This window comes from Jiella soli, assembly GCF_020615385.1.
GTDB lineage: Bacteria > Pseudomonadota > Alphaproteobacteria > Rhizobiales > Rhizobiaceae > VKMB-3413.
In genome coordinates, this window is sequence record NZ_JAJAVB010000028.1 from 14,907 (window position 1) to 33,322 (window position 18,416).

An 18,416-nucleotide genomic window follows, 5' to 3' on the forward strand; every position below is an offset into this window, starting at 1 on the left:
GGCTGACGATGTACCGGCCAAGCCAGGAGCCCAATGATGGCAGACCATACAGGAGAACTCGCAGTCGTGACCGGCGCTTCCAGCGGCATCGGCTACGAACTGGCAAAGCTCGCCGCCGAAGACGGCTATGACCTCGTCGTCGTCGCGAACGAAGTCGAGATCGAGGAAGCCGCCAGGAAACTCGGCCAGTTTGGCACCGAGGTGAAAGCAGTGCAGGCCGATCTTGGCACCGAGCACGGCGTGACTGCGTTGTGGAACGTCATCGAGGACCGCCGGGTGGACGTGTTGATGGCCAATGCCGGCAGAGGCCTCGGCCATGGTTTCCTCGATCAGGACTTCCAGAAGGCCAAGGATGTCGTCGACGTCAACGTCACCGGCACGATCTCGCTGATCCACAAGGTCGGCCGCCAGATGCGCGATCGGAACGCAGGCCGCATCCTTGTCACCGGCTCGATCGCCGGCTTCATCCCAGGCTCGTTCCAGGCGGTCTACAACGGCACGAAGGCGTTCCTGGACTCCTTCGCCGAAGCGCTCGCAAACGAACTGAAGGAGACGAACGTCACCGTCACCTGTCTCGAACCCGGGCCGACCGACACCGAGTTCTTCCATCGCGCCGAGATGGACGACACTTCCATTGGGCAGGACGATTCCAAGGACGACCCTGCCACGGTGGCAAAGACCGGCTATGACGCCATGCAGAAGGGTACGCGGCAGGTCGCCAGCGGATTCATGAACAAGGTCCAGTCGACATTCGCCGGCATCATCCCGGATGCGGTGCTTTCGCAGATGCACCGCCGGATGGCCGAACCGAAACGGAGCGGCAGCGACTGATCGCGCGGCAGACGAGAAGTGGCGCTCTGAAGCGGCATTATACAGACGAGGTCGCTCACCGCGACAGGATCAGATTCCGGCCTTCGGGTCTTTCCCCCGCAAGTATCTGGTACCGCTGAGTTCGTGGTGACGTCCGCCCCGTCGACGAGGCGTCCCGGTCCCTCAAGCGCCGCGGGGTTCGCGATGGTCGACCGGTCCGGCGAGTTTGGCTCGTAGTCGTGGCGTCGCCCAATGGAGGAAGGCGCGCAGCTTGAGGGGCATGGACTCGCGTCCGGAATAGACGATGTGAACCGGCAGCGGGTCCTGCTCGAACTCGTCCAGCAAGATGACCAGGAAGCCCTCCTGCCTCGCCGCTTCCATCTTGTACGACATCACCTGAGCGATGCCGGCTCCGGTGATGGGAGCCTGGACAGCCGCTTCGGACGTGTTGACGGTCAGCCGTGATCGGATGGGCTCTGCGAGCGCAAGGTTCTCCCGTTTGAACTTCCAGGACGCCGGAACACCGAAATCGTCGATCGTGATTCTCAGTCATGGGCCGTCAGGTCCTTCGGGTCGCCCGGGCGTCCCCAGCGGCATCCCAAGAAGGGTTTCCCCACGAAGAAGGTGGAGAACTCGCGGCAGTTGCCGGAGGCGCAGTTCCTCAAGCCGAACGTCGGCTGTGAGACATCGGCGATCGACAGCGACCCGGCGCGTTCGCGCAAAGTTCGCCGCGCGAGACGGTGCCGAGCCGCAGTGCTGGCAGAATGACGCCACTGCCCGACACCATGCGGCAACTTTTTTCCCTATCATCAAGCCGGATACGAGCTTTTAGTGTAACCTCGTTAAGCTAAGCCTTTCGAAATGTGTGACATCCTGGATGCGGAGGGCACGATGGCAACCACGCATCATTTTCTCATCGTCGACGACGACCCGGTGTTTTCGGCGGTCGCCGAATCCGTGGTCCTCTCGTCCGGAGACCATACGACGTCGCTTGCAGCAAGCGGCGAGGATGGGCTTCGGCAGCTCTCGGCGGCGACATCGCCCGTCGATATCATCATCCTCGACCTTAACATGCCGAGGCTCGACGGCCTGGCATATCTTCGGGTGCTGTCCGAAGTCGGCTATCGAGGCGCCGTCATCATCTCCAGCGGCGAGTCCCAGGCCATCATCGAAGCCGCGCAGCGGATGGGCCGCATGCTGGGCGTGAAGGTCTGCGGGACCTTGAAGAAGCCGTTGCAGCGCGATGCGTTCCTTGCCGAAATCGCCAAGTGCGAGACCGCGACCATGCGAGCGAAGCCCGAGCCTGTGAGCGGCCGCGTCACGGGCGACCTCGTGCCTTACTACCAGCCGCAGATCGACACGCGAGATGGACGCGTCGTCGGGCTGGAGGCACTGATCCGGCTGCAAACCCCGGATGGGCGGCTGCTCGGTCCCGATGCCGTCTTCCATCCGGAGGTCGCGGCCGCGGAGCTCTCCTCGCTGACACTGTCGATCGCGGATCTGACGATGCGCGATTCCGCGACGTGGAAGGCGAGAGGATTTTCCCGCCGCGTCTCGATCAACCTCGATGCCCGAATCCTTGACGAGGGCGGCTTTCCCTCACGACTTGTCGATCTCGGCCGCCGCCACGGCCTCGAGCCCTCCTCGGTCGTCTGCGAACTCACCGAGACTGCTCTGCCGAAATCGATGACCTCTCTGATCGAGACATTGACCCGTCTGCGCATGGCAGGGTTCGGTCTGTCGCTCGACGACTACGGAACCGGCACCGCCAACTACGGGATGCTGCGCCTTTGCCCGTTCAGCGAGTTGAAGATCGACAAAACGATTGTCCAGTCCGCCGGCAGCGATCGGGTGGCTCGCCTGTTCATGAGCAACGCAGCCGCGATGGCGCGCGACCTGGATCTCGAGGTCGTGGCGGAAGGCGTCGAAACCGAGGACCAGTTAAGTCTGGTCCGGGAGGCCGGTATCTCGATCGTCCAAGGGTTCCTCTTCAGCCGCCCGATCCCGGCAGATGCCGCGTTCCAGACGTATCGCTACGAGCACGATGGGGATAATCGGGTGCCCGAGCGGTCGCGGGCTCGCGGCTGACCGCTTCGATCTCCTTCGCTCGGCGATCCGACACTTCGGCTTAAGGAGATCCACCTTAGTCTGGCGCTCATGGGCTATGGGATCTCCTCCGGACAGATGAGGCGCGTGAAGGCGTGGAAGTCGCTCGGCTTTCGCCTGTCCGTCGTCGTCGTCGTGGCCGTCCTGTGCGCCGTCGGCTGCACGATCGGCTTCTTCCTGGTTCAGGATTTTCAACAGACGGTGGAGGCCGAGCAAAGCCGACTTCGCAGTTCGGCCGCTGCGTTTGCCGCCGCGTCCTCCGGGGCCGTTACCGCAAAGGACCGCCGCGGCGCGCTGGAGGTCATCCGCGGCATCCGCGGGCTCGCGCATGTCGGCTATGCCGAGATTGCGACGGCGGACGGACGTCAGCTTGCCGAGATCGGCACGGCTGAATCGCTCGTCAGCTCCGACCGGGAACTCAGCGACGGCGAGCCGCTGTCGATGTTCTTCGCCGACACGATCACGGCGCGAGCCGCCATCCGCGATGGCGGGGAGACCGTCGGATGGATTTCGATCCATGCCGATGTCGGCTGGCTGCGTTCTCGCTTCCTGCGCAGCCTTGTGATCTCCATCCTGTTCTGCGGCCTCGTCCTCGCATTGACCTTGGCCGCAGCCTGGCTGCTGATTGCCCGGATCGTGCGACCATTGCGCAGATTGGCGGACGAGTTCGCCGATATCGGCCGACGGTCGGACCTGTCCAAGCGCGTCGTTGCGACGTCCGACGATGAAGTCGGAGTTCTTTCCAGCGCCTTCAACGACATGTTCTCGCGGATCGACGAACGCGATCAACTGCTGCAAAGGCACCGTGAGACGCTCGAAGAGACGGTTCTGAAACGCACTGCAGAGCTGCGGGCCGCCAAGAACGAGGCCGAAACGGCCAATGCCGCCAAGTCGGAGTTCCTTGCAACCGTCAGTCATGAAATCCGGACGCCGATGAACGGTATGCTGGTCATGGCGGAAATGTTGTCGAAGTCGCCGCTGCCGGAAACATCCCTGCGCTATGCGACGATCATTCATCGCTCGGGCCGCGGGCTCGTCAACATCCTGAACGACATCCTGGATCTGTCCAAGATCGAATCCGGGCGGCTGGATCTGGAATCCATCCCATTGTCGCTCGATACGCTGGTCGAGGATGTCGCCAGCCTCTTTCAGGAGAAGGCGCGGGAAAAGTCCCTTTCGCTCGCCGTGATCGTCGATCCGGACGTGCCGCACGAGGTGATCGGCGATCCGGTGCGGATCAGCCAGGTCCTGACCAACCTCGTGAACAACGCCCTGAAGTTCACGTCTTCCGGCGGCGTGACCATCGAGGTCGAGTGCGTGGACGAAGCAGGATCGTCGGAGAGACGTCGGATCGCAGTCACCGTGCAGGATACCGGCATCGGCATTGCAGGCGACAGGATCGACAAGCTGTTCAGCCGCTTCAGCCAGGCGGACCAGAGCATTACGCGGAAATTCGGCGGCACCGGCCTCGGCCTTGCGATCTCCAAGCAGTTGGTCGAGGCGATGGGCGGATCGATCAGAGCGACCAGCGTCGAAGGCTCCGGCTCCTGCTTCCGCTTCGAGCTGGATCTCGAGGTCACCCGCCCGGCCGCGTTTCGCCCGTCCCTTGTCGGTCGATCGATCCTTCTGCTTGATCCGGATCCCGTTACCCGTCCGGCCATCACAACAGTCTTCGCCCGATACGGCGCGACCGTCCTTGCCGCCGCCGATGCCGCCCCTGCGGGGGCAGACATCGTGCTGGCACGGGAATCGGAAGTTCAGGGCCTTCTCGCGGGGTCGCGGTGCGAAAATCTTTCGCCAATTGTCCTCCTGCGAGAAGCCGTGCTTGCGGGCGGCCAGCTGGAAAGGGTCACCGACCGCATCTCGGACGAGATCGCGCTCCCGTTCTCGAGGGCGGATGTGGAGCAGCTCGTGTGCCGCATTCTCAGCGGAGACTTCGTGCGGCCCCGATCCGAGATCGCTGCCTCACAGCGGTGGGATGGCAAGAATGGCGGCTTCCAGCAGCTGCGCGTGCTCGTGGTGGATGACGGCGCGGTCAACCGCGAGGTCCTGAAGGAGGCGCTTGCCGGCCTCGGCGTGGGTCCCGACCTTGCCGAGAGTGGTGCCGAGGCGCTGATCAAGGTCGAGGAGAACGCATACGACGTCGTCTTCATGGACTGCTCCATGCCCGAGATGGATGGCTACGAGACGACCCGCCGCATCAGACAGATCGAACATCGTCTCGGCCGCGGCCGGTCGCGCGTTGTCGCTCTGACCGCCCACGGGCGGGACCATGACAGGATGGGATGGCAGGCTGCCGGGATGGACGCCTATCTCACCAAGCCCTTCACCTTGGCCGAGATCGAGCAGACGTTGAAGACGACCTCTCTGTCCGCGCAGGCCGCACCAGCGGTGATGCGCCAAACCGAGAAGACGCCTCCTGACTCTTGCGAAGCCGACTGGCGGCACCGGCCTGTTCTCAACGAGGAGACCGTCGCGATGCTGCGGATGCTCGCCGCGCAGAGCGGGCCGGGAACGCTTGAGAAGATCATCGGCCTCTTCCGCACGAACGCACCGAAAGCGCTTCAAGATCTCGTCGAGCACCGCGGCAACTTGCCCGAGAGAGCCCGCCTGGCGCACGCGCTCAAGTCGATGTGTACGAGCGCCGGAGCAGAGCAGGCCGCGGCGATCTGCGAAATCATCGAAACGGGAAACAAGGACGGCATCGCGGTCGATCCGAGCCTTTTCGCCGAATTGGGCCCGGCTCTGGCCGAAGCCGACGGGCATCTGTCTGCCCTTTGTGCCCAGTCGTCCAACGCCATGCTCAGCAACCAAGCGCTGACTGCCTGAACACCATGTGGAACGGCGATGCGTTTGGATAAGATTTGCAGGAACCCGCAGGCCAGTTCTTCACCACAGCGATTAAGCTACGTTTATCAAAAGACGTGCAAGGTCATCCGATCTTCGGGGGCTTTCGATGGCACAGTCTTTTTGGAGCTTTTGGCGCTGCAGGCGCGGCAATTTTGCGATCATTACCGCGCTTGCCAGTCCCGTGCTTCTTCTGGGCATGGGCGGTGTCGTCAATTACTCCCTCGCCTTCTCGGCACGCAGTGACCTGCAGGCTGCCGCTGACGCCGCTGCGCTCGGCGCGGCGCGTGAACTCTATCTTGCCAACACCAAGCCTGAACTGCTTCAGCAGGCAGTGGAAGCGATGGTCGGAGCGAACCTCGGCGCCGACGCCGATAGTGTCCAAACCCGCGTGTCGCTGGGAAACCCTTCGGAGGGGACCGCGGCGAACGTTCGCGTCCTGTCGCAAGTCACGGTGACGCTTTCGAAGAAGATCGATGCGGCGCTTCCGATGCCCCTTTTCGCGGAGAAGTTCGGGGATCTTGCTGTCACAGCGGTCGCTCGGGTGGCAGGCGGCGGACGGATCTGCATGATCGCGCTTGCAGAGGACGGCAACAAGGTCGTCAACATGTCCGGAAACGCGAAAATCCTGGCAGAAAGCTGCGCTGTCTATTCGGATTCCGTTGCCAAGTCCGGCGTCGCCGTTTCGCAGCGTGCCTATCTGTCCAGCGAACTGACCTGTTCCGCCGGCGGATATACAGGCTCCGAACTCAATTACGATCCATTGCCCCTGACCGATTGCCCCGCGGTCAAGGATCCGCTCGTCTCACGTGTGGCGGCGGTTCCGAGCCGTTGCGATTACGACAAGCTTTCGATCAAGGGTGAGAACAAGGATCTCTACGGCGGCGTCTTCTGCGGCGACACCAAGATCACGGGCGGTTCGCACGTCGTTATGCGACCGGGCACCTATGTCTTCTGGGATGGCAAGCTGCGGGTAGATCAGAAGTCTACCTTGACTGGAGACGGCGTCAGCTTGGTATTCCTCGGTAAGAAGGCCGGCTTGGAGATCAAGAACGACACTGAAATTGCGCTTTCGGCATCCCAATCCGGAGCGATGGCCGGCATTCTCCTCTATGCCGACCGCGACAGCAACAAAACCCGCAAATTCAAGATCGAGAGCAGCAACGCCCGCAAGATGGTCGGCACCATCTACCTGCCCAACGACAAGCTGACGATCGGCGGCGACAAGGACGGCGACGGCACCTGCGACCCGGATCCCTTGACGGGCGTGACCGAGGGTCTGCTCGGCTGCAAGGCGGAAGTCGGAGATTATTCCGAGTGGACGGCCATCGTCGCAGATCAGGTCGAGGTCACCTCCGGGGCGAAGCTCGTCCTCAATACCGATTATGACGGATCGACCGTGCCGGTTCCGGCTGGCATCGGGCCGGTCGGACGGAACATCGCGCTGGTGAAATAGCTGGGTTTTTGGCCGATCGCCATAATCTGCAGCCGACCGACTGTGGCTCGGCATGCAGATCTTGGACGCCGATTTTTCACGTCGTTCGGACGACAGCACCCCGGCCACGATCGTCGGGGGCGGGGCTTGAGACCTGTGCTGCGATTTCTCCATCTGATCGAACGAAGGCGGCGGACTTCCGCCCGCCGCCCCCTCGCCTTTCGCCATGAAGCCGATCAGGCGGGCGGCATGAGGTTCTCGAGCCGGATCGGCAGCTCGCGGACCCTGATGCCGGTCGCGTGGTAGACCGCGTTGGAGACGGCTGCCGCGGTTCCGACATTGCCGAGCTCGCCAAGACCCTTGACGCCGGCAGAGTTCACCTCCTCGTCCACCTCCGGCACGAGGATCACCTCGACATCCTGGATGTCGGCGTTCACGGGGATCAGATATTCGGCGATGTTGCGGTTGACGTAGCGAGCGCCGCGCTCGTCCACCTCGGTCGCTTCCAGAAGTGCCGAACTCATGCCCCAGATCAAACCGCCCATCAGCTGGCTGCGGGCGGTGCGCGGGTTCATGATATGCCCGGCGGCAAAGGCGCCGACCATTCGCGGCACCCGGATCTCGCGCGTGCGGCGATGGATGCGCACCTCCACGAACTCGGCTCCGAAGGCGTACATCGCCTTGTTCCGCTTCCCCGATGGCGCGAAGGTGGTTTGGCCGTCATAGAGCTTCCGGACCGCGCCGGGCTCGACATGGTCAGGGATGAACTCGGCATATTCCTCGATCGCCGCCTGGCCGAGGGTGTCGAAGACCGTCGCAAGCTTCACCGAAGCGCCATCCGTGGCGACGATGGCGCCGTCCTTCAGCGATAGTTCGCCCGCGTCGCGCCCGCGCAGCGGGCCGTCCTCGGTGGCGACCACCGCCTGGAACAGCTTCTGCCGGATCTGGCCGCAGGCCTTCATCACCGTCGAGCAGACGCTGGCCGTCGAGTTGGATCCGCCGGAAACCGGCGCCGGTGGCAGGTCCGTATCGCCCATCTCCACCTCGACGCGGTCGAACCCGACGCCGAGCTGCTCGGCGGCCATCTGGCCGGCGACGGTGCGAATGCCGGTGCCGATCTCGTGACTGGCACTTTGCACCCGCACCCGGCCGTCATGATAGAGCTTCACCCGTGCGGTCGAGGCGGCGACATTGGTCGGATAGGTGGCGGTGGCACAGCCATAGCCGATCAGCCAGTCGCCGTCGCGCATCGATCCCGGCTCGGGCGTGCGCTGCGACCAGCCGAAGGCTTCGGAGGCCTGATCGAAGCACTGCATCAGCGAGCGGCTGGAGAAGCGGTTGCCGGAGATGGGATCGGTCATCGTGTCGTTGACCCGCCGGAACTCGACCGGATCCATGCCGAGCTTCTCGGCCATCTCGTCCATCGCCGTCTCCAGCGCGAACATATAGGGCAGTTCCGGCGGCGAGCGCATGTAGGCCGGCGTCTGCCGGTCGGCCTTCACGAGGCTGACCTTGGTCGAAACGTTGTTGTAGCCATACATTCTCGCCGTCGTCTCGACGCCGCCGACGACGTAGTTGTCGACCCGCGACGTCAGCTCCCAGCCCTCGTGGCTGAAGGCGTTGAGCTTGCCCGCCGCGTCCGCGCCGAGGCGCACCGTCTGCCGGGTCGGCGCGCGGTAGGGAACGGTGGTGAAGCACTGCTGGCGGGTGACGACGCAGCGCACCGGCCGGTTCAGCTTGCGCGCCGCCAGCGCCACGATGGCGGTACGCGGCGTCATCGGCCCCTTGGAGCCGAAGCCGCCGCCGATATAGCGGCTGATCACCCGGATCTTCGCGGGGTCCATGTGCATCTGCCGGGCGAGCGCCCCGCGGAAGCCGTAGACGTTCTGCGATGGCTCGTAGATCGTCAGCTCCTCGCCGTTCCAGACCGCCGTGGTGGAGAAGAGCTCCATCGGATTGTGGTGCTGGGTCGGCGTGCGGTACTCGGCCTCGTGCTTGGTCGCGGCGGTGTCCCAGGCGCCGTCGAAGTCGCCCGTCGAGGGATATTCCCCGAACTTCTTCGTGTTGCCCTTGGCCTCGATCACCTCGACGCCCTGCGAATCGAGCGAGGCGCTGGGCTCGTCGAAATCATAGTCGGCGGACACCTTGAAGGCGGCCTCATGCGCGGCGACGAAGGTGTCGGCGACCACGAGCGCGATGATCTGCCCGTCGTGGAAGATCTCGGTCCGGTGGAGCGGCCCGAGCGAGGTGTAGCTCGCATTGCCGAATTCGGGCGGATCGATCCCGTCCATGTCGCCATGGCTGACGATGGCGAGGACGCCCGGAACCCTGCGCGCCTCGTCGAGGTGAAGCGCCTTCAGCCTGCCCCGCGCGATCGGGCTGGTGACGAGGACGCCATAGGTGGGGTTGTTGACCGGCTCGTCGGCGGCATAGTGCGCCTCGCCGGTGACCTTCAGCCGGGCGTCGATGCGCGCGACCGGCTGGCCCATATTCTTCTTGGATTCGGGAACGGCGGCGGTCATCGGGAAGCCTCCATGTCGCGGGTTTCGAACAGGGCGCGGATGATCGTCTGCTTGCCGATCGGCACCTTGTAGGCGTTGTGCTGGTGGGTGACGGCGCTCTGAAATGCCGCATCCGCCGCCTCGGCGGCGCTGTCCTCGTCGAGCGTGCGGCCCTTCAGGATTTCCTCCGCGTCATGGGCACGCCACGGCGCCGCCGCGACCCCGCCGAGGGCAATCCGCACGTCGCGGACGGTGTCGCCGTCCATGTCGAGCGCGACGGCCGCCGCGGTGAGCGCGTATTGGTAGGAGTCGCGGTCGCGCACCTTCACGTAGCGAGAGCGCTTGGTGTGCGGCCCCGCGGGGATGTTGTAGCCGAGGATCAGCTCGCCCGGCTTCAGCTCCGTCTCGTCCCAGGGCGTATCGCCCGGCAGCTTGTGCAGATCGGCGAAGCGCATCGTGCGCGGTCCGTTCGGCCCCAGGATATCCACCGTGGCGTCCAGCGCCACCAGCGCCTGCCCGAAGTCGCCGGGATAGCGGGCGATGCAGCTGTCGCTGACGCCGAGGACCGCGTGCTGGCGGTTGAAGCCGTTGATCGCGGCGCAGCCCGAGCCGGGATCGCGCTTGTTGCAGGGGAAGCTGACTTCGCGGAAATAATCGCAGCGGGTGCGCTGCAGGACGTTCCCGCCGAGGCTCGCCATATTGCGGATCTGGCGCGTTGCGGCGAGCTTCATCGTGTCATGGATGACCGGATAGTCGCGCTGGATGGTCTCGTTGTCCTCGGCCTCGGCCATCCGCACGAGCGAACCGATCCGCAGCCCGGAATCGCCGACACGGATGCGGCGCATGTTGTCGCCGGCGATCTCGTTGACGTCGAGCACGAAGTCCGGCCGCATGACGTCGAGACGCATGTAGTCGGACATGTTGGTGCCGCCGGCGATGTACTGCCCGTCGGCCTGGACCGAGGGGACGTCGCGGCGGGAATGGCGGCGGATCGCGGCAACCGCGTCCTCGGCATTGCGCGCGCGTTCGTAGACGAAGGGACGCATGGGCTCAGCCCTCCTTCATGGCATCGCGGGCCTGGACCACGGCGGCGACGATGTTGGGATAGGCCGCGCAGCGGCACAGGTTTCCGCTCATGTATTCACGGATCTCCGGCTCGCTGCCGGCATGGCCTTCCTTGACGCAGCCGACGGCCGACATGATCTGCCCGGGCGTGCAGTAGCCGCACTGGAAGGCGTCGTTGTCGATGAAGGCCTGCTGCATCGGGTGCAGATCGCCGGTCGCCGGCGCCAGTCCTTCGATCGTCGTGATCTCGTGACCCTCGGCCATCACGGCGAAGGTCATGCAGGACAGCTGGCGCTGGCCGTCGATATGGACGGTGCAGGCACCGCACTGGCCATGGTCGCAGCCTTTCTTGGTGCCGGTGAGGCGCAGATGGTCGCGCAGCGTGTCGAGCAGGCTGGTGCGCTGGTCGATCGCCAATTCGTACGGCTGACCGTTGATCCGCAGGGTCACGATGCGCGGTGTCTGCGCATCCGGCCCTCCGTCGGACGGCGCCCTCTCCTGCGCGGATGCGCCGGAAAGCGCGACGGCGGCTGTGGCGCCGGTGGCGGCTCCCGTCAGGAAGTTGCGCCGGTTCAAGGCGAAGCCAGGGCCGCTTTCGGTCGGATGCCCTGGAAAACGAACCTGTCGGAATGCTGTCAGAGGCATTTGACGCTTTCGACAGGACCGGAACCCGGCGCACCTCGCCAGCCTGGCGACGACGCCGCATCGCAGGCCGAGCAACGCTGGAGGGATCACCGCGCGATCAAGTGAACGTGAACGACAAGGAGGCACGATGATCACCCCGCGATCTAAAAATCAGCGCTCTGTGGGATGAGGCAGGTGAGCTTCGGCGGCGACCGGAGCGCGTCGGATTTCAGTCCGCCTACGCCTCTGCCGCCACCTCGGCACAAGCGGCGTGTTCGGCACGATTGACCTGTTGCCGGGGGACATTCGCGCCGCCCCCCCCCGGCGGATGCAAGCCCTGGCTCCCGGCCTGCATCCACGCTGCAGGCCAAGAGATTGCGGCACCGCCCCTTGTCGGAATGATGCAGGGCAAGGCAGAGGGGTGTCGAACCCTCGTTTCGCGTCGATCCGCAGGAATCCGCCCATGCCCGCACCTCACCTTCCGGACGTCGTCGCCGAAATCGCCGCCGAGATGCGCGCCCGGCCCGACCGCGGCGAGGTTGCGACCTACATCCCGGAGCTCGGCCGGGTCGACACGAACCAGTTCGGTCTTGCCGTGGCGCTCGGCGACGGCAGCATCGTCTGTGGCGGCGATTGCGACGCAGCCTTCTCGATCCAGAGCGTTTCCAAGGTGTTCACCCTGACCCTGGCTCTCGGCTTTGCCGGCGACCGCCTCTGGAACCGCGTCGGGCGTGAGCCGTCCGGCAGCCGGTTCAATTCCATTGTCCAGCTGGAGCACGAGCGCGGTGTGCCGCGCAATCCGTTCATCAATGCCGGCGCGATCGCCGTGACCGACCACATCCTCTCCGGCCACCAGCCGCGCGAAGCGCTCGGCGAGATCATGCGATTCATGCAGTTCCTCGCGAGCGACGATACGATCTTCATCGACAAGGCGGTCGCGGCCTCGGAGGAGCGGACGGGCTTCAACAATCGCGCCCTCGCCAACTTCATGAAGGGCTTCGGCGTCCTCGAAAATCCCGTCGAATACGTGCTCGGCGTCTATTTCCACCACTGCGCGATCGCCATGAACTGCCGCCAGTTGGCCAGAGCCGGCAGCTTCCTCGCCCATCGCGGCAAGCATCCGGAGACCGGCTTCTCCGTCGTCACGCCCGAAAGGGCCAAGCGCATCAACGCCATCATGCTCACCTGCGGCCATTATGACGGGTCCGGCGAGTTCGCCTACCGGGTCGGCCTGCCCGGCAAGAGCGGCGTCGGCGGTGGCATTCTCGCGATCGTCCCCGGCAAGGCGTCGGTGGCGGTCTGGTCCCCCGGCCTCGACGCGGCCGGCAATTCCCATCTCGGTCGCATCGCGCTGGAAACGCTCACGCGGCGCATGGGCTGGTCGATCTTCGGGGCGGACAGCGATCCCATCTGATCCGCGCGGAGCCAGACACCACACGGCCCTTTCGGGCGGCTAAGCGGAAGAACTGGCCCCTGTCACGAAGACCAACTGATACGAGAATCGCCCGCCGGGCGTTACTCCGCCGCCTCGGTCTGCGCTTCGCGCTGGCGCCGCGTCTCGACGATGCGGCTCGCGTCGCCAAGGCTGATCGGTGCCTCCTTCTCGTCGCCGGTGACGAGGCCGGCGGAGACCACCAGCTTCAGCGCGGCCTCGATGCTCATATTGAGGACCCTGACCTCCTCCCGCGGCACGAACATCAGGAAACCGGAAGTCGGGTTCGGCGTCGGTGGCAGGAATACCGCGAGCATCTCCTCGCCCTGGTCTGAAAGCACGGTCGCAATCTCGCCGCGCGCGGTCGTGGCAACGAACACGAGGCACCAGACGCCTTTTCGCGGATACTCCATCAGCGCGGCGGTCTTGAAGGAGGACGAGCGGTCGGCGAGCACGGTCTCGAAGATCTGCTTGAGTGCCGTGTAGACGGTGCGCACCAGGGGCATTCGCCCGAGCACGTTCTCGCCCCACCCGAAGATGGTACGCCCGATGATGTTGGCGGTCAGGAAGCCGATCAGCGTGATCAGGATCAGCGCCACGATTAGCCCGAAACCGGGTACGGCGAAGGGCAGATAGGAATCCGGCCAGTAGCGCGGCGGGATATAGGGTTGCACCCAGGAATCGACCCAGCCCATGAAGGACCAGGTGATCCAGGCGGTGATCGCCAGCGGCGCACAGACGATGAAGCCCGTAAGGAAGTAATTGCGTAGCCGCATCATCGCCGAAACTGATCCTCAATGCCGCAGACGGCGCCGCGCTCGCCGGGTGCCATCTGCGGCCGCGAGAATCGCCGCCACATGCGGCAAATGCAAGGCGGATTTTGCAGGCGCGAAGAACGGATCGTTACTCGACGGTGACCGATTTCGCGAGGTTGCGGGGCTGGTCGACATCCGTACCCATCTGGATCGCCGTGTGATAGGCGAGCAGCTGCAGCGGGATCGTGTAGATCAGCGGGGTGAGGATTTCCGCCATCTTCGGCAAGACGATGCAGCGCGAGCGCTCCACTGTGCCGCTCGCCGCACCGGCCTCATCGGTGAGGAGGACGATTTCGCCGCCGCGCGCGGCGACCTCCTGCACGTTGGAGATCGTCTTTTCGAAGCTGCGGTCGGAGGGCGCGATGACGACGACCGGCATGGTCTCGTCGATCAGTGCGATCGGACCGTGCTTCAACTCGCCCGCGGCATAGCCTTCCGCATGGATGTAGCTGATCTCCTTCAGCTTGAGCGCGCCCTCCATCGCCAGCGGGAAGGAGAAGCCGCGCCCGAGGAAGAGCGCATGGCGCTTGGTCGCCATTTCGCGCGACAAGGCTTCGATCCGCGCCTCGAGATGGATCGCCTCGCGGGCGAGCCGCGGCGCCTCGGCGAGCGTACGGGTGAGCTCCAGCTCCTCCTCGGAGCCGATGATCCCGCGATCGACGCCGGCGCGCACGGCGAGGCTCGCCAGCGCCATCAGCTGGCAGGTGAAGGCCTTGGTCGAGGCGACGCCGATCTCGGGTCCGGCGAGCGTCGGCAGGACGATGTCCGCCTCGCGCGCCATGGTCGAGCCCTGGACGTTGACGACGACGGCGGTCTTCAGGCCCTGCGCCTTGGCGTAGCGGAGCGAGGCAAGCGTGTCCGCCGTCTCGCCCGACTGCGACACGAAGATCGCCAGATCCACGTCGCCGAGCGGGCTTTCGCGGTAGCGGAACTCGGAGGCGACATCGAGATCGCAGGGGATGCGGGCATAGCGCTCGAAGAGGTAGCGCCCGACGAGCGCAGCGTAATAGCCGGTGCCGCAGGCGGAAAGGGCGATACGCCTCACGCCGCTGAAGTCGAGCGCCTGGCCTTCGGGGATCCTGGTCTTGCCGGTTGTCATGTCGACGAAGGCGCCGAGCGTGTGGGAGAGGACCTCCGGCTGCTCGTAGATCTCCTTCTGCATGAAGTGGCGGTAGTTGCCCTTGTCGACATAGTGGGCCTTGCCGGTGGAACGGACCACCGGCCGCTCGACGGAGCGTCCCGAGGCGTCCATGATCTCGGCGTCCTCGGCGGTGAGGACCACCCAGTCGCCATCCTCCAGATAGCGGACCTCGTCCGTGAAGGGCGAGAGCGCAATTGCGTCGGAACCGAGGAACATCTCGCCGTCGCCCGCCCCGATGGCGAGCGGCGGGCCGTTGCGCGCACCCATGACCGTGCCCGGCAAATCCTCGAACAGCACCGCCAGCGCATAGGCTCCCTTGATCCGCTCGAGCATGGCCTGCATCGCGTGGCGATGGGACAGGCCGTCCTTGCGCAGCCTGGCCAGAAGCTGAACGACCACTTCTGTATCGGTCTGTGACTGGAAGGCGACGCCCTCGGCGGCAAGCTCGCGCTTGATATCGGCGAAGTTCTCGATGATGCCGTTGTGGACGACGCCGATGCCGCCGGCAAAGTGCGGATGCGCATTGCCTTCCGTGGGCGCGCCATGCGTCGCCCAGCGCGTATGGCCGATACCGGTGGTGCCGACCCGCGGCTCTGCCTTCAGCTTCTTCTGCAGATTGACGAGCTTGCCCTCGGCCCGCAGGCGCTTCAGCTGTCCGCCCTCGATCGTCGCGATACCGGCCGAGTCATAGCCGCGATATTCCAGCCGCTTCAGGGCATCGACCAGCCGGTCCGCGACCGGCTCGTGGCTGATGATGCCGATGATTCCGCACATGAAACGATCCCCGTTCGAGTGAGCTGCCCTGGCGCGCTCCCGCGTCCCCGACGATACCGCGCCGCAGCACCCGGCGGCGGTCACGTTTGGTGACGCAAGGTTACGCCGTGCCGGGCTTCTTGGCCGCCTTGGCGGCAGCGTTGCGTTCGATGATCTGGCGGCCGCGGCCCTCTTTCGTCACCTGCCGTTCTCTGGCGATCGCCAGTGCGCCGTCGGGAACGTCCTCGGTGATGACGCTCCCCGTCCCGACATAGGCGCCGTCGCCGACGCGAACCGGCGCCACAAGAGCCGTGTTGGAGCCGATGAAGGAACCTGCGCCGATGATCGTCTCGTGCTTCAGCGCACCATCGTAATTGCAGGTGATGGTGCCGGCGCCGATATTGGTCTGCGCGCCGATCGACGCGTCGCCGATATAGGTGAGGTGGTTGACCTTGGCGCCGGTCGAGACTCGCGCGTTCTTCACCTCGCAGAAATTGCCGACCTTGGAGCCGTCCTCGAGCCGCGTGCCCGGCCGCAGCCGCGCGAAGGGACCGACCTGCACGCCGGGACCGATCGACGTCCCCTCGATATGGCAGAAGGCGTGGATCACGGCGCCGGAGGCGATCGTCACGCCCGGCCCAAAAACGACGCTCGGCTCGATGGTGACGTCCGGCTCGATTTCGGTGTCGAACGCGAAGAAGACGCTTGCCGGATCCTGAAGGGTCGCGCCGTCCCGCATCGCCTTCGCCCGGCGCGCCGCCTGCCAGTCCGCCTCGACCGCCGCGAGCTTCTCCCGGTTGTCGACGCCCGCGACCTCATAGGCTTCGGCCTCGATCGCCTTGACGCTGCGCCCGGCCTTCCGGGCGATCTCGACCAGGTCGGTCAGGTAGTATTCGCCCTTGGCGTTGGCGTTGCCGATCGCCTGCAGCATTTCGAGCGCGCTTTCACCCCGGAAGGCCATCACGCCGGCATTGCAGAAATCGATCGCGCGCTCGGCGTCGCTGGCGTCCTTCTCCTCGCGGATGGCCACGAGTTCGCCGGCCTGTTCGATCAGCCGGCCATACCCGGTCGGGTCCTTCGGGCGGAAGCCGACGACGCAGAGTTCGGCGCCCGCGATCAGGGCCGCCCGCGCCCGTTTCAGCGTCTGCGGCCGGATCAGCGGCGTATCGCCGAACAGCACCAGAATGTCGTCAAAGCCTTCGGCGATCGCCTCGCGTGCGGCGAGCACCGCATGGCCGGTCCCAAGCCGCTCGGTCTGCTTGAAGGCAGCCGCCTGCGGCGCGTCGGCCCGCACAGAGGCTGCCACCGCTTCCCCGTCGCGGCCGACGACGAGAGCGACCCGGTCGGAGCCCGTCGCCAGAGCCGCGCGCGCAACGTGCCGGACCATCGGCAGGCCGGCGATCTCATGCAGGACCTTCGTCCTGGCCGACTTCATCCGCGTCCCCTCGCCGGCAGCAAGGATGATGGAGAGGCACGATCTTCCCATGGACGGCGCGTCCTTTGCCTATTCTTGTCGTTCGGCGGAGCCTTAGCACGGCTCGTACGCGATTGGAGGGCCGCCTGATTTCGCGATGAACGCTCTCGGGGCCACGGGGAGCCGCCGGCTCCTCTCACCCGATCGTCTGCAGTCCCGGGAAGGTCTCGAGCAGCCAGAAGGAGATCGACTGCATGCCGCCGGAGAGAAACAGGACGCCGGTGACGACGAGCAATCCACCCATCACCTTCTCGACGGCGCCGAGATGGCGCTTGAAGCCGGACAGCCAGCGCAGAAAGGCGCCGGAAAAGGCGGCGGCGAGGATGAAGGGAATGCCGAGGCCGGCGGAATAGAAGCCGAGCATGACGGCGCCCTCGCCCACCGTGCCCTTCGCGCCGGCAAGCCCGAGGATCGCGCCGAGCACCGGACCGATGCAGGGCGTCCAGCCGAAGGCGAAGGCAAGGCCCATGAGATAGGCGCCGATCAGGCTCTTCGGCCGGTCGGGCGCCTGGAGTCTGGCCTCACGCGACAGAAGCCCGATCCGGAAGAGGCCGAGAAAGTTCAGCCCCATCACGATAATGGCGATTCCCGCGACGATGCCGAGCCAGTCGAGATTCTGCCGCAGCACCTGGCCGACGGAGCTCGCGCCGGCGCCGAGCGCCACGAACACCGTGGAAAAGCCGAGGACGAAGGCGACGGCCGTCGCCAGGAGCCTGGCATAGCCGGTCGTGGCGACGGCAGGGCCCGTGCGAAGATCGTCCGCCGAGACGCCGGCCATGTAGCACAGATAGGGCGGAACCAGCGGCAGGACGCAGGGCGACAAGAAGGACAGAGCGCCGGCGAAAACCGCGGTCGGATAGGAAATGTCTGACAGCAAGGAGCTTGCCTCGGCAGTTTGAACGCCAGTGCGGCAGAAGGTCGGGCCGTCGGACATCGGCTCCGGCCGGCCATTTCCCGCCGCCTGTCCGACCGGTGATATCGTCTCGGTGGCCGGGCGGCAAATCCGCCTGCAAGCGCACGGCGTCCATCCGCCGAGGTTGGCTCCACCCCCGAGACCACGCCCGTTGGTTCGCATCCGGAGCCTCAAGCGTTACAGCGGTATGCGCAGGCTGCGTGCGGCGATCCTGCGATTGATTTTGCCGGACGCATCCTGTACCCCGCAGCCATCGACCCACCCGCCCCCTGCGGCCGCCCTTCGCGGCGATCCGCTCGGGCCCTGAGGCGGGGTCGGCGGTGTGTCCGGCTCATGCCGGCTTTGAACACCGCCCGGGCGAGCGCGTAGCTCAGTTGGTAGAGCAACGGACTTTTAATCTGTAGGTCGTGGGTTCGAGTCCCACCGCGCTCACCAAATTCTTCTTTGTCCGCCCCGGAGACATGGGTAACAGAACGTTCCTAAGACATGGGTGACAATCT

Annotated in this window: 13 protein-coding genes and 1 tRNA gene; 6 read left to right on the top strand and 8 right to left on the bottom strand. The window is 65.3% G+C overall.

The features are described from left to right. The first annotated feature begins 36 nt into the window (after positions 1-36). Entirely contained in the window at positions 37-831 is a 795-nt protein-coding gene (locus tag LH400_RS19720; RefSeq protein ID WP_229154906.1) for an SDR family NAD(P)-dependent oxidoreductase, read from the top strand. Between the two features lie 162 nt (positions 832-993). Here LH400_RS19720 and LH400_RS19725 read toward each other — a convergent pair whose 3' ends face one another. Continuing rightward, positions 994-1,359: a LysR substrate-binding domain-containing protein gene (locus tag LH400_RS19725; RefSeq protein ID WP_370638441.1), complete on the bottom strand. Its 366-nt coding sequence runs from the start codon at positions 1,357-1,359 to the stop codon at positions 994-996. A 342-nt stretch (positions 1,360-1,701) separates the two neighbouring features. Here LH400_RS19725 and LH400_RS19730 point away from each other — a divergent pair, with 342 nt between their 5' ends. From LH400_RS19730 to LH400_RS19740, 3 genes are all read left to right on the top strand, one after another. Continuing rightward, complete coding sequence (locus LH400_RS19730; RefSeq protein WP_229154907.1) at positions 1,702-2,898, top strand: EAL domain-containing response regulator; 1,197 nt, start codon at positions 1,702-1,704, stop codon at positions 2,896-2,898. A 105-nt stretch (positions 2,899-3,003) separates the two neighbouring features. Further along, positions 3,004-5,745, top strand: a complete 2,742-nt coding sequence (locus LH400_RS19735) for an ATP-binding protein (RefSeq protein WP_229154910.1) — start codon at positions 3,004-3,006, stop codon at positions 5,743-5,745. A gap of 127 nt (positions 5,746-5,872) precedes the next feature. After that, the gene (locus LH400_RS19740) at positions 5,873-7,219 is read left to right on the top strand and encodes a TadE/TadG family type IV pilus assembly protein (RefSeq protein WP_229154912.1); all 1,347 of its coding nucleotides are present in this window, start codon (positions 5,873-5,875) and stop codon (positions 7,217-7,219) included. A 215-nt stretch (positions 7,220-7,434) separates the two neighbouring features. Here LH400_RS19740 and LH400_RS19745 read toward each other — a convergent pair whose 3' ends face one another. From LH400_RS19745 to LH400_RS19755, 3 genes are read right to left on the bottom strand one after another with little or no spacing between them, the layout of a single operon-like run. Then, positions 7,435-9,720, bottom strand: coding sequence for a xanthine dehydrogenase family protein molybdopterin-binding subunit (locus tag LH400_RS19745; RefSeq protein ID WP_229154914.1), 2,286 nt, complete (start codon positions 9,718-9,720; stop codon positions 7,435-7,437). Further along, positions 9,717-10,745 (bottom strand): FAD binding domain-containing protein, encoded by a 1,029-nt coding sequence (locus LH400_RS19750; RefSeq protein WP_229154916.1) that lies wholly within the window; start codon positions 10,743-10,745, stop codon positions 9,717-9,719. The genes LH400_RS19745 and LH400_RS19750 overlap by 4 nt, the downstream gene beginning before the upstream one ends. Before the next feature lie 4 nt (positions 10,746-10,749). Continuing rightward, positions 10,750-11,217, bottom strand: a complete 468-nt coding sequence (locus LH400_RS19755; RefSeq protein ID WP_370638442.1) for a (2Fe-2S)-binding protein — start codon at positions 11,215-11,217, stop codon at positions 10,750-10,752. 634 nt (positions 11,218-11,851) lie between these two features. Between LH400_RS19755 and LH400_RS19760 the strand changes: the two genes are divergently transcribed. Continuing rightward, entirely contained in the window at positions 11,852-12,802 is a 951-nt protein-coding gene (locus LH400_RS19760; RefSeq protein ID WP_229154918.1) for a glutaminase, read from the top strand. A 101-nt stretch (positions 12,803-12,903) separates the two neighbouring features. Here LH400_RS19760 and LH400_RS19765 read toward each other — a convergent pair whose 3' ends face one another. The 4 genes from LH400_RS19765 to LH400_RS19780 all read right to left on the bottom strand — a co-directional run bounded on the left by LH400_RS19765 (position 12,904) and on the right by LH400_RS19780 (position 17,877). Then, positions 12,904-13,599, bottom strand: coding sequence for a DUF502 domain-containing protein (locus LH400_RS19765; protein ID WP_229154920.1), 696 nt, complete (start codon positions 13,597-13,599; stop codon positions 12,904-12,906). 124 nt (positions 13,600-13,723) lie between these two features. Beyond that, a complete protein-coding gene (gene glmS / locus LH400_RS19770; protein ID WP_229154922.1) occupies positions 13,724-15,550 on the bottom strand; it encodes a glutamine--fructose-6-phosphate transaminase (isomerizing) in 1,827 nt (608 codons plus the stop codon). Positions 15,551-15,650: 100 nt separating this feature from the next. Further along, positions 15,651-17,015 carry a bifunctional UDP-N-acetylglucosamine diphosphorylase/glucosamine-1-phosphate N-acetyltransferase GlmU gene (gene glmU / locus LH400_RS19775; RefSeq protein ID WP_229154924.1) on the bottom strand — a complete coding sequence of 455 codons (1,365 nt, stop codon included), beginning with the start codon at positions 17,013-17,015 and terminating at the stop codon, positions 15,651-15,653. Positions 17,016-17,139: 124 nt separating this feature from the next. Continuing rightward, positions 17,140-17,877, bottom strand: a complete 738-nt coding sequence (locus tag LH400_RS19780) for a cytochrome c biogenesis CcdA family protein (RefSeq protein ID WP_229154931.1) — start codon at positions 17,875-17,877, stop codon at positions 17,140-17,142. Positions 17,878-18,275: 398 nt separating this feature from the next. On the opposite strand from LH400_RS19780, the gene LH400_RS19785 reads away from it, so the two are divergent. Continuing rightward, positions 18,276-18,351: transfer RNA gene (locus tag LH400_RS19785), tRNA-Lys, on the top strand. The last annotated feature ends 65 nt before the right edge of the window (positions 18,352-18,416 follow it).

Coding starts and splice junctions, on each gene's coding strand:
- LH400_RS19720 (WP_229154906.1), top strand. CDS start 37: ATGGCAGACCATACAGGAGAACTCGCAGTCGTGACCGGCGCTTCCAGC.
- LH400_RS19730 (WP_229154907.1), top strand. CDS start 1,702: ATGGCAACCACGCATCATTTTCTCATCGTCGACGACGACCCGGTGTTT.
- LH400_RS19740 (WP_229154912.1), top strand. CDS start 5,873: ATGGCACAGTCTTTTTGGAGCTTTTGGCGCTGCAGGCGCGGCAATTTT.
- LH400_RS19745 (WP_229154914.1), bottom strand. CDS start 9,720: ATGACCGCCGCCGTTCCCGAATCCAAGAAGAATATGGGCCAGCCGGTC.
- LH400_RS19750 (WP_229154916.1), bottom strand. CDS start 10,745: ATGCGTCCCTTCGTCTACGAACGCGCGCGCAATGCCGAGGACGCGGTT.
- LH400_RS19760 (WP_229154918.1), top strand. CDS start 11,852: ATGCCCGCACCTCACCTTCCGGACGTCGTCGCCGAAATCGCCGCCGAG.
- LH400_RS19765 (WP_229154920.1), bottom strand. CDS start 13,599: ATGATGCGGCTACGCAATTACTTCCTTACGGGCTTCATCGTCTGTGCG.
- glmS (WP_229154922.1), bottom strand. CDS start 15,550: ATGTGCGGAATCATCGGCATCATCAGCCACGAGCCGGTCGCGGACCGG.
- glmU (WP_229154924.1), bottom strand. CDS start 17,015: ATGGGAAGATCGTGCCTCTCCATCATCCTTGCTGCCGGCGAGGGGACG.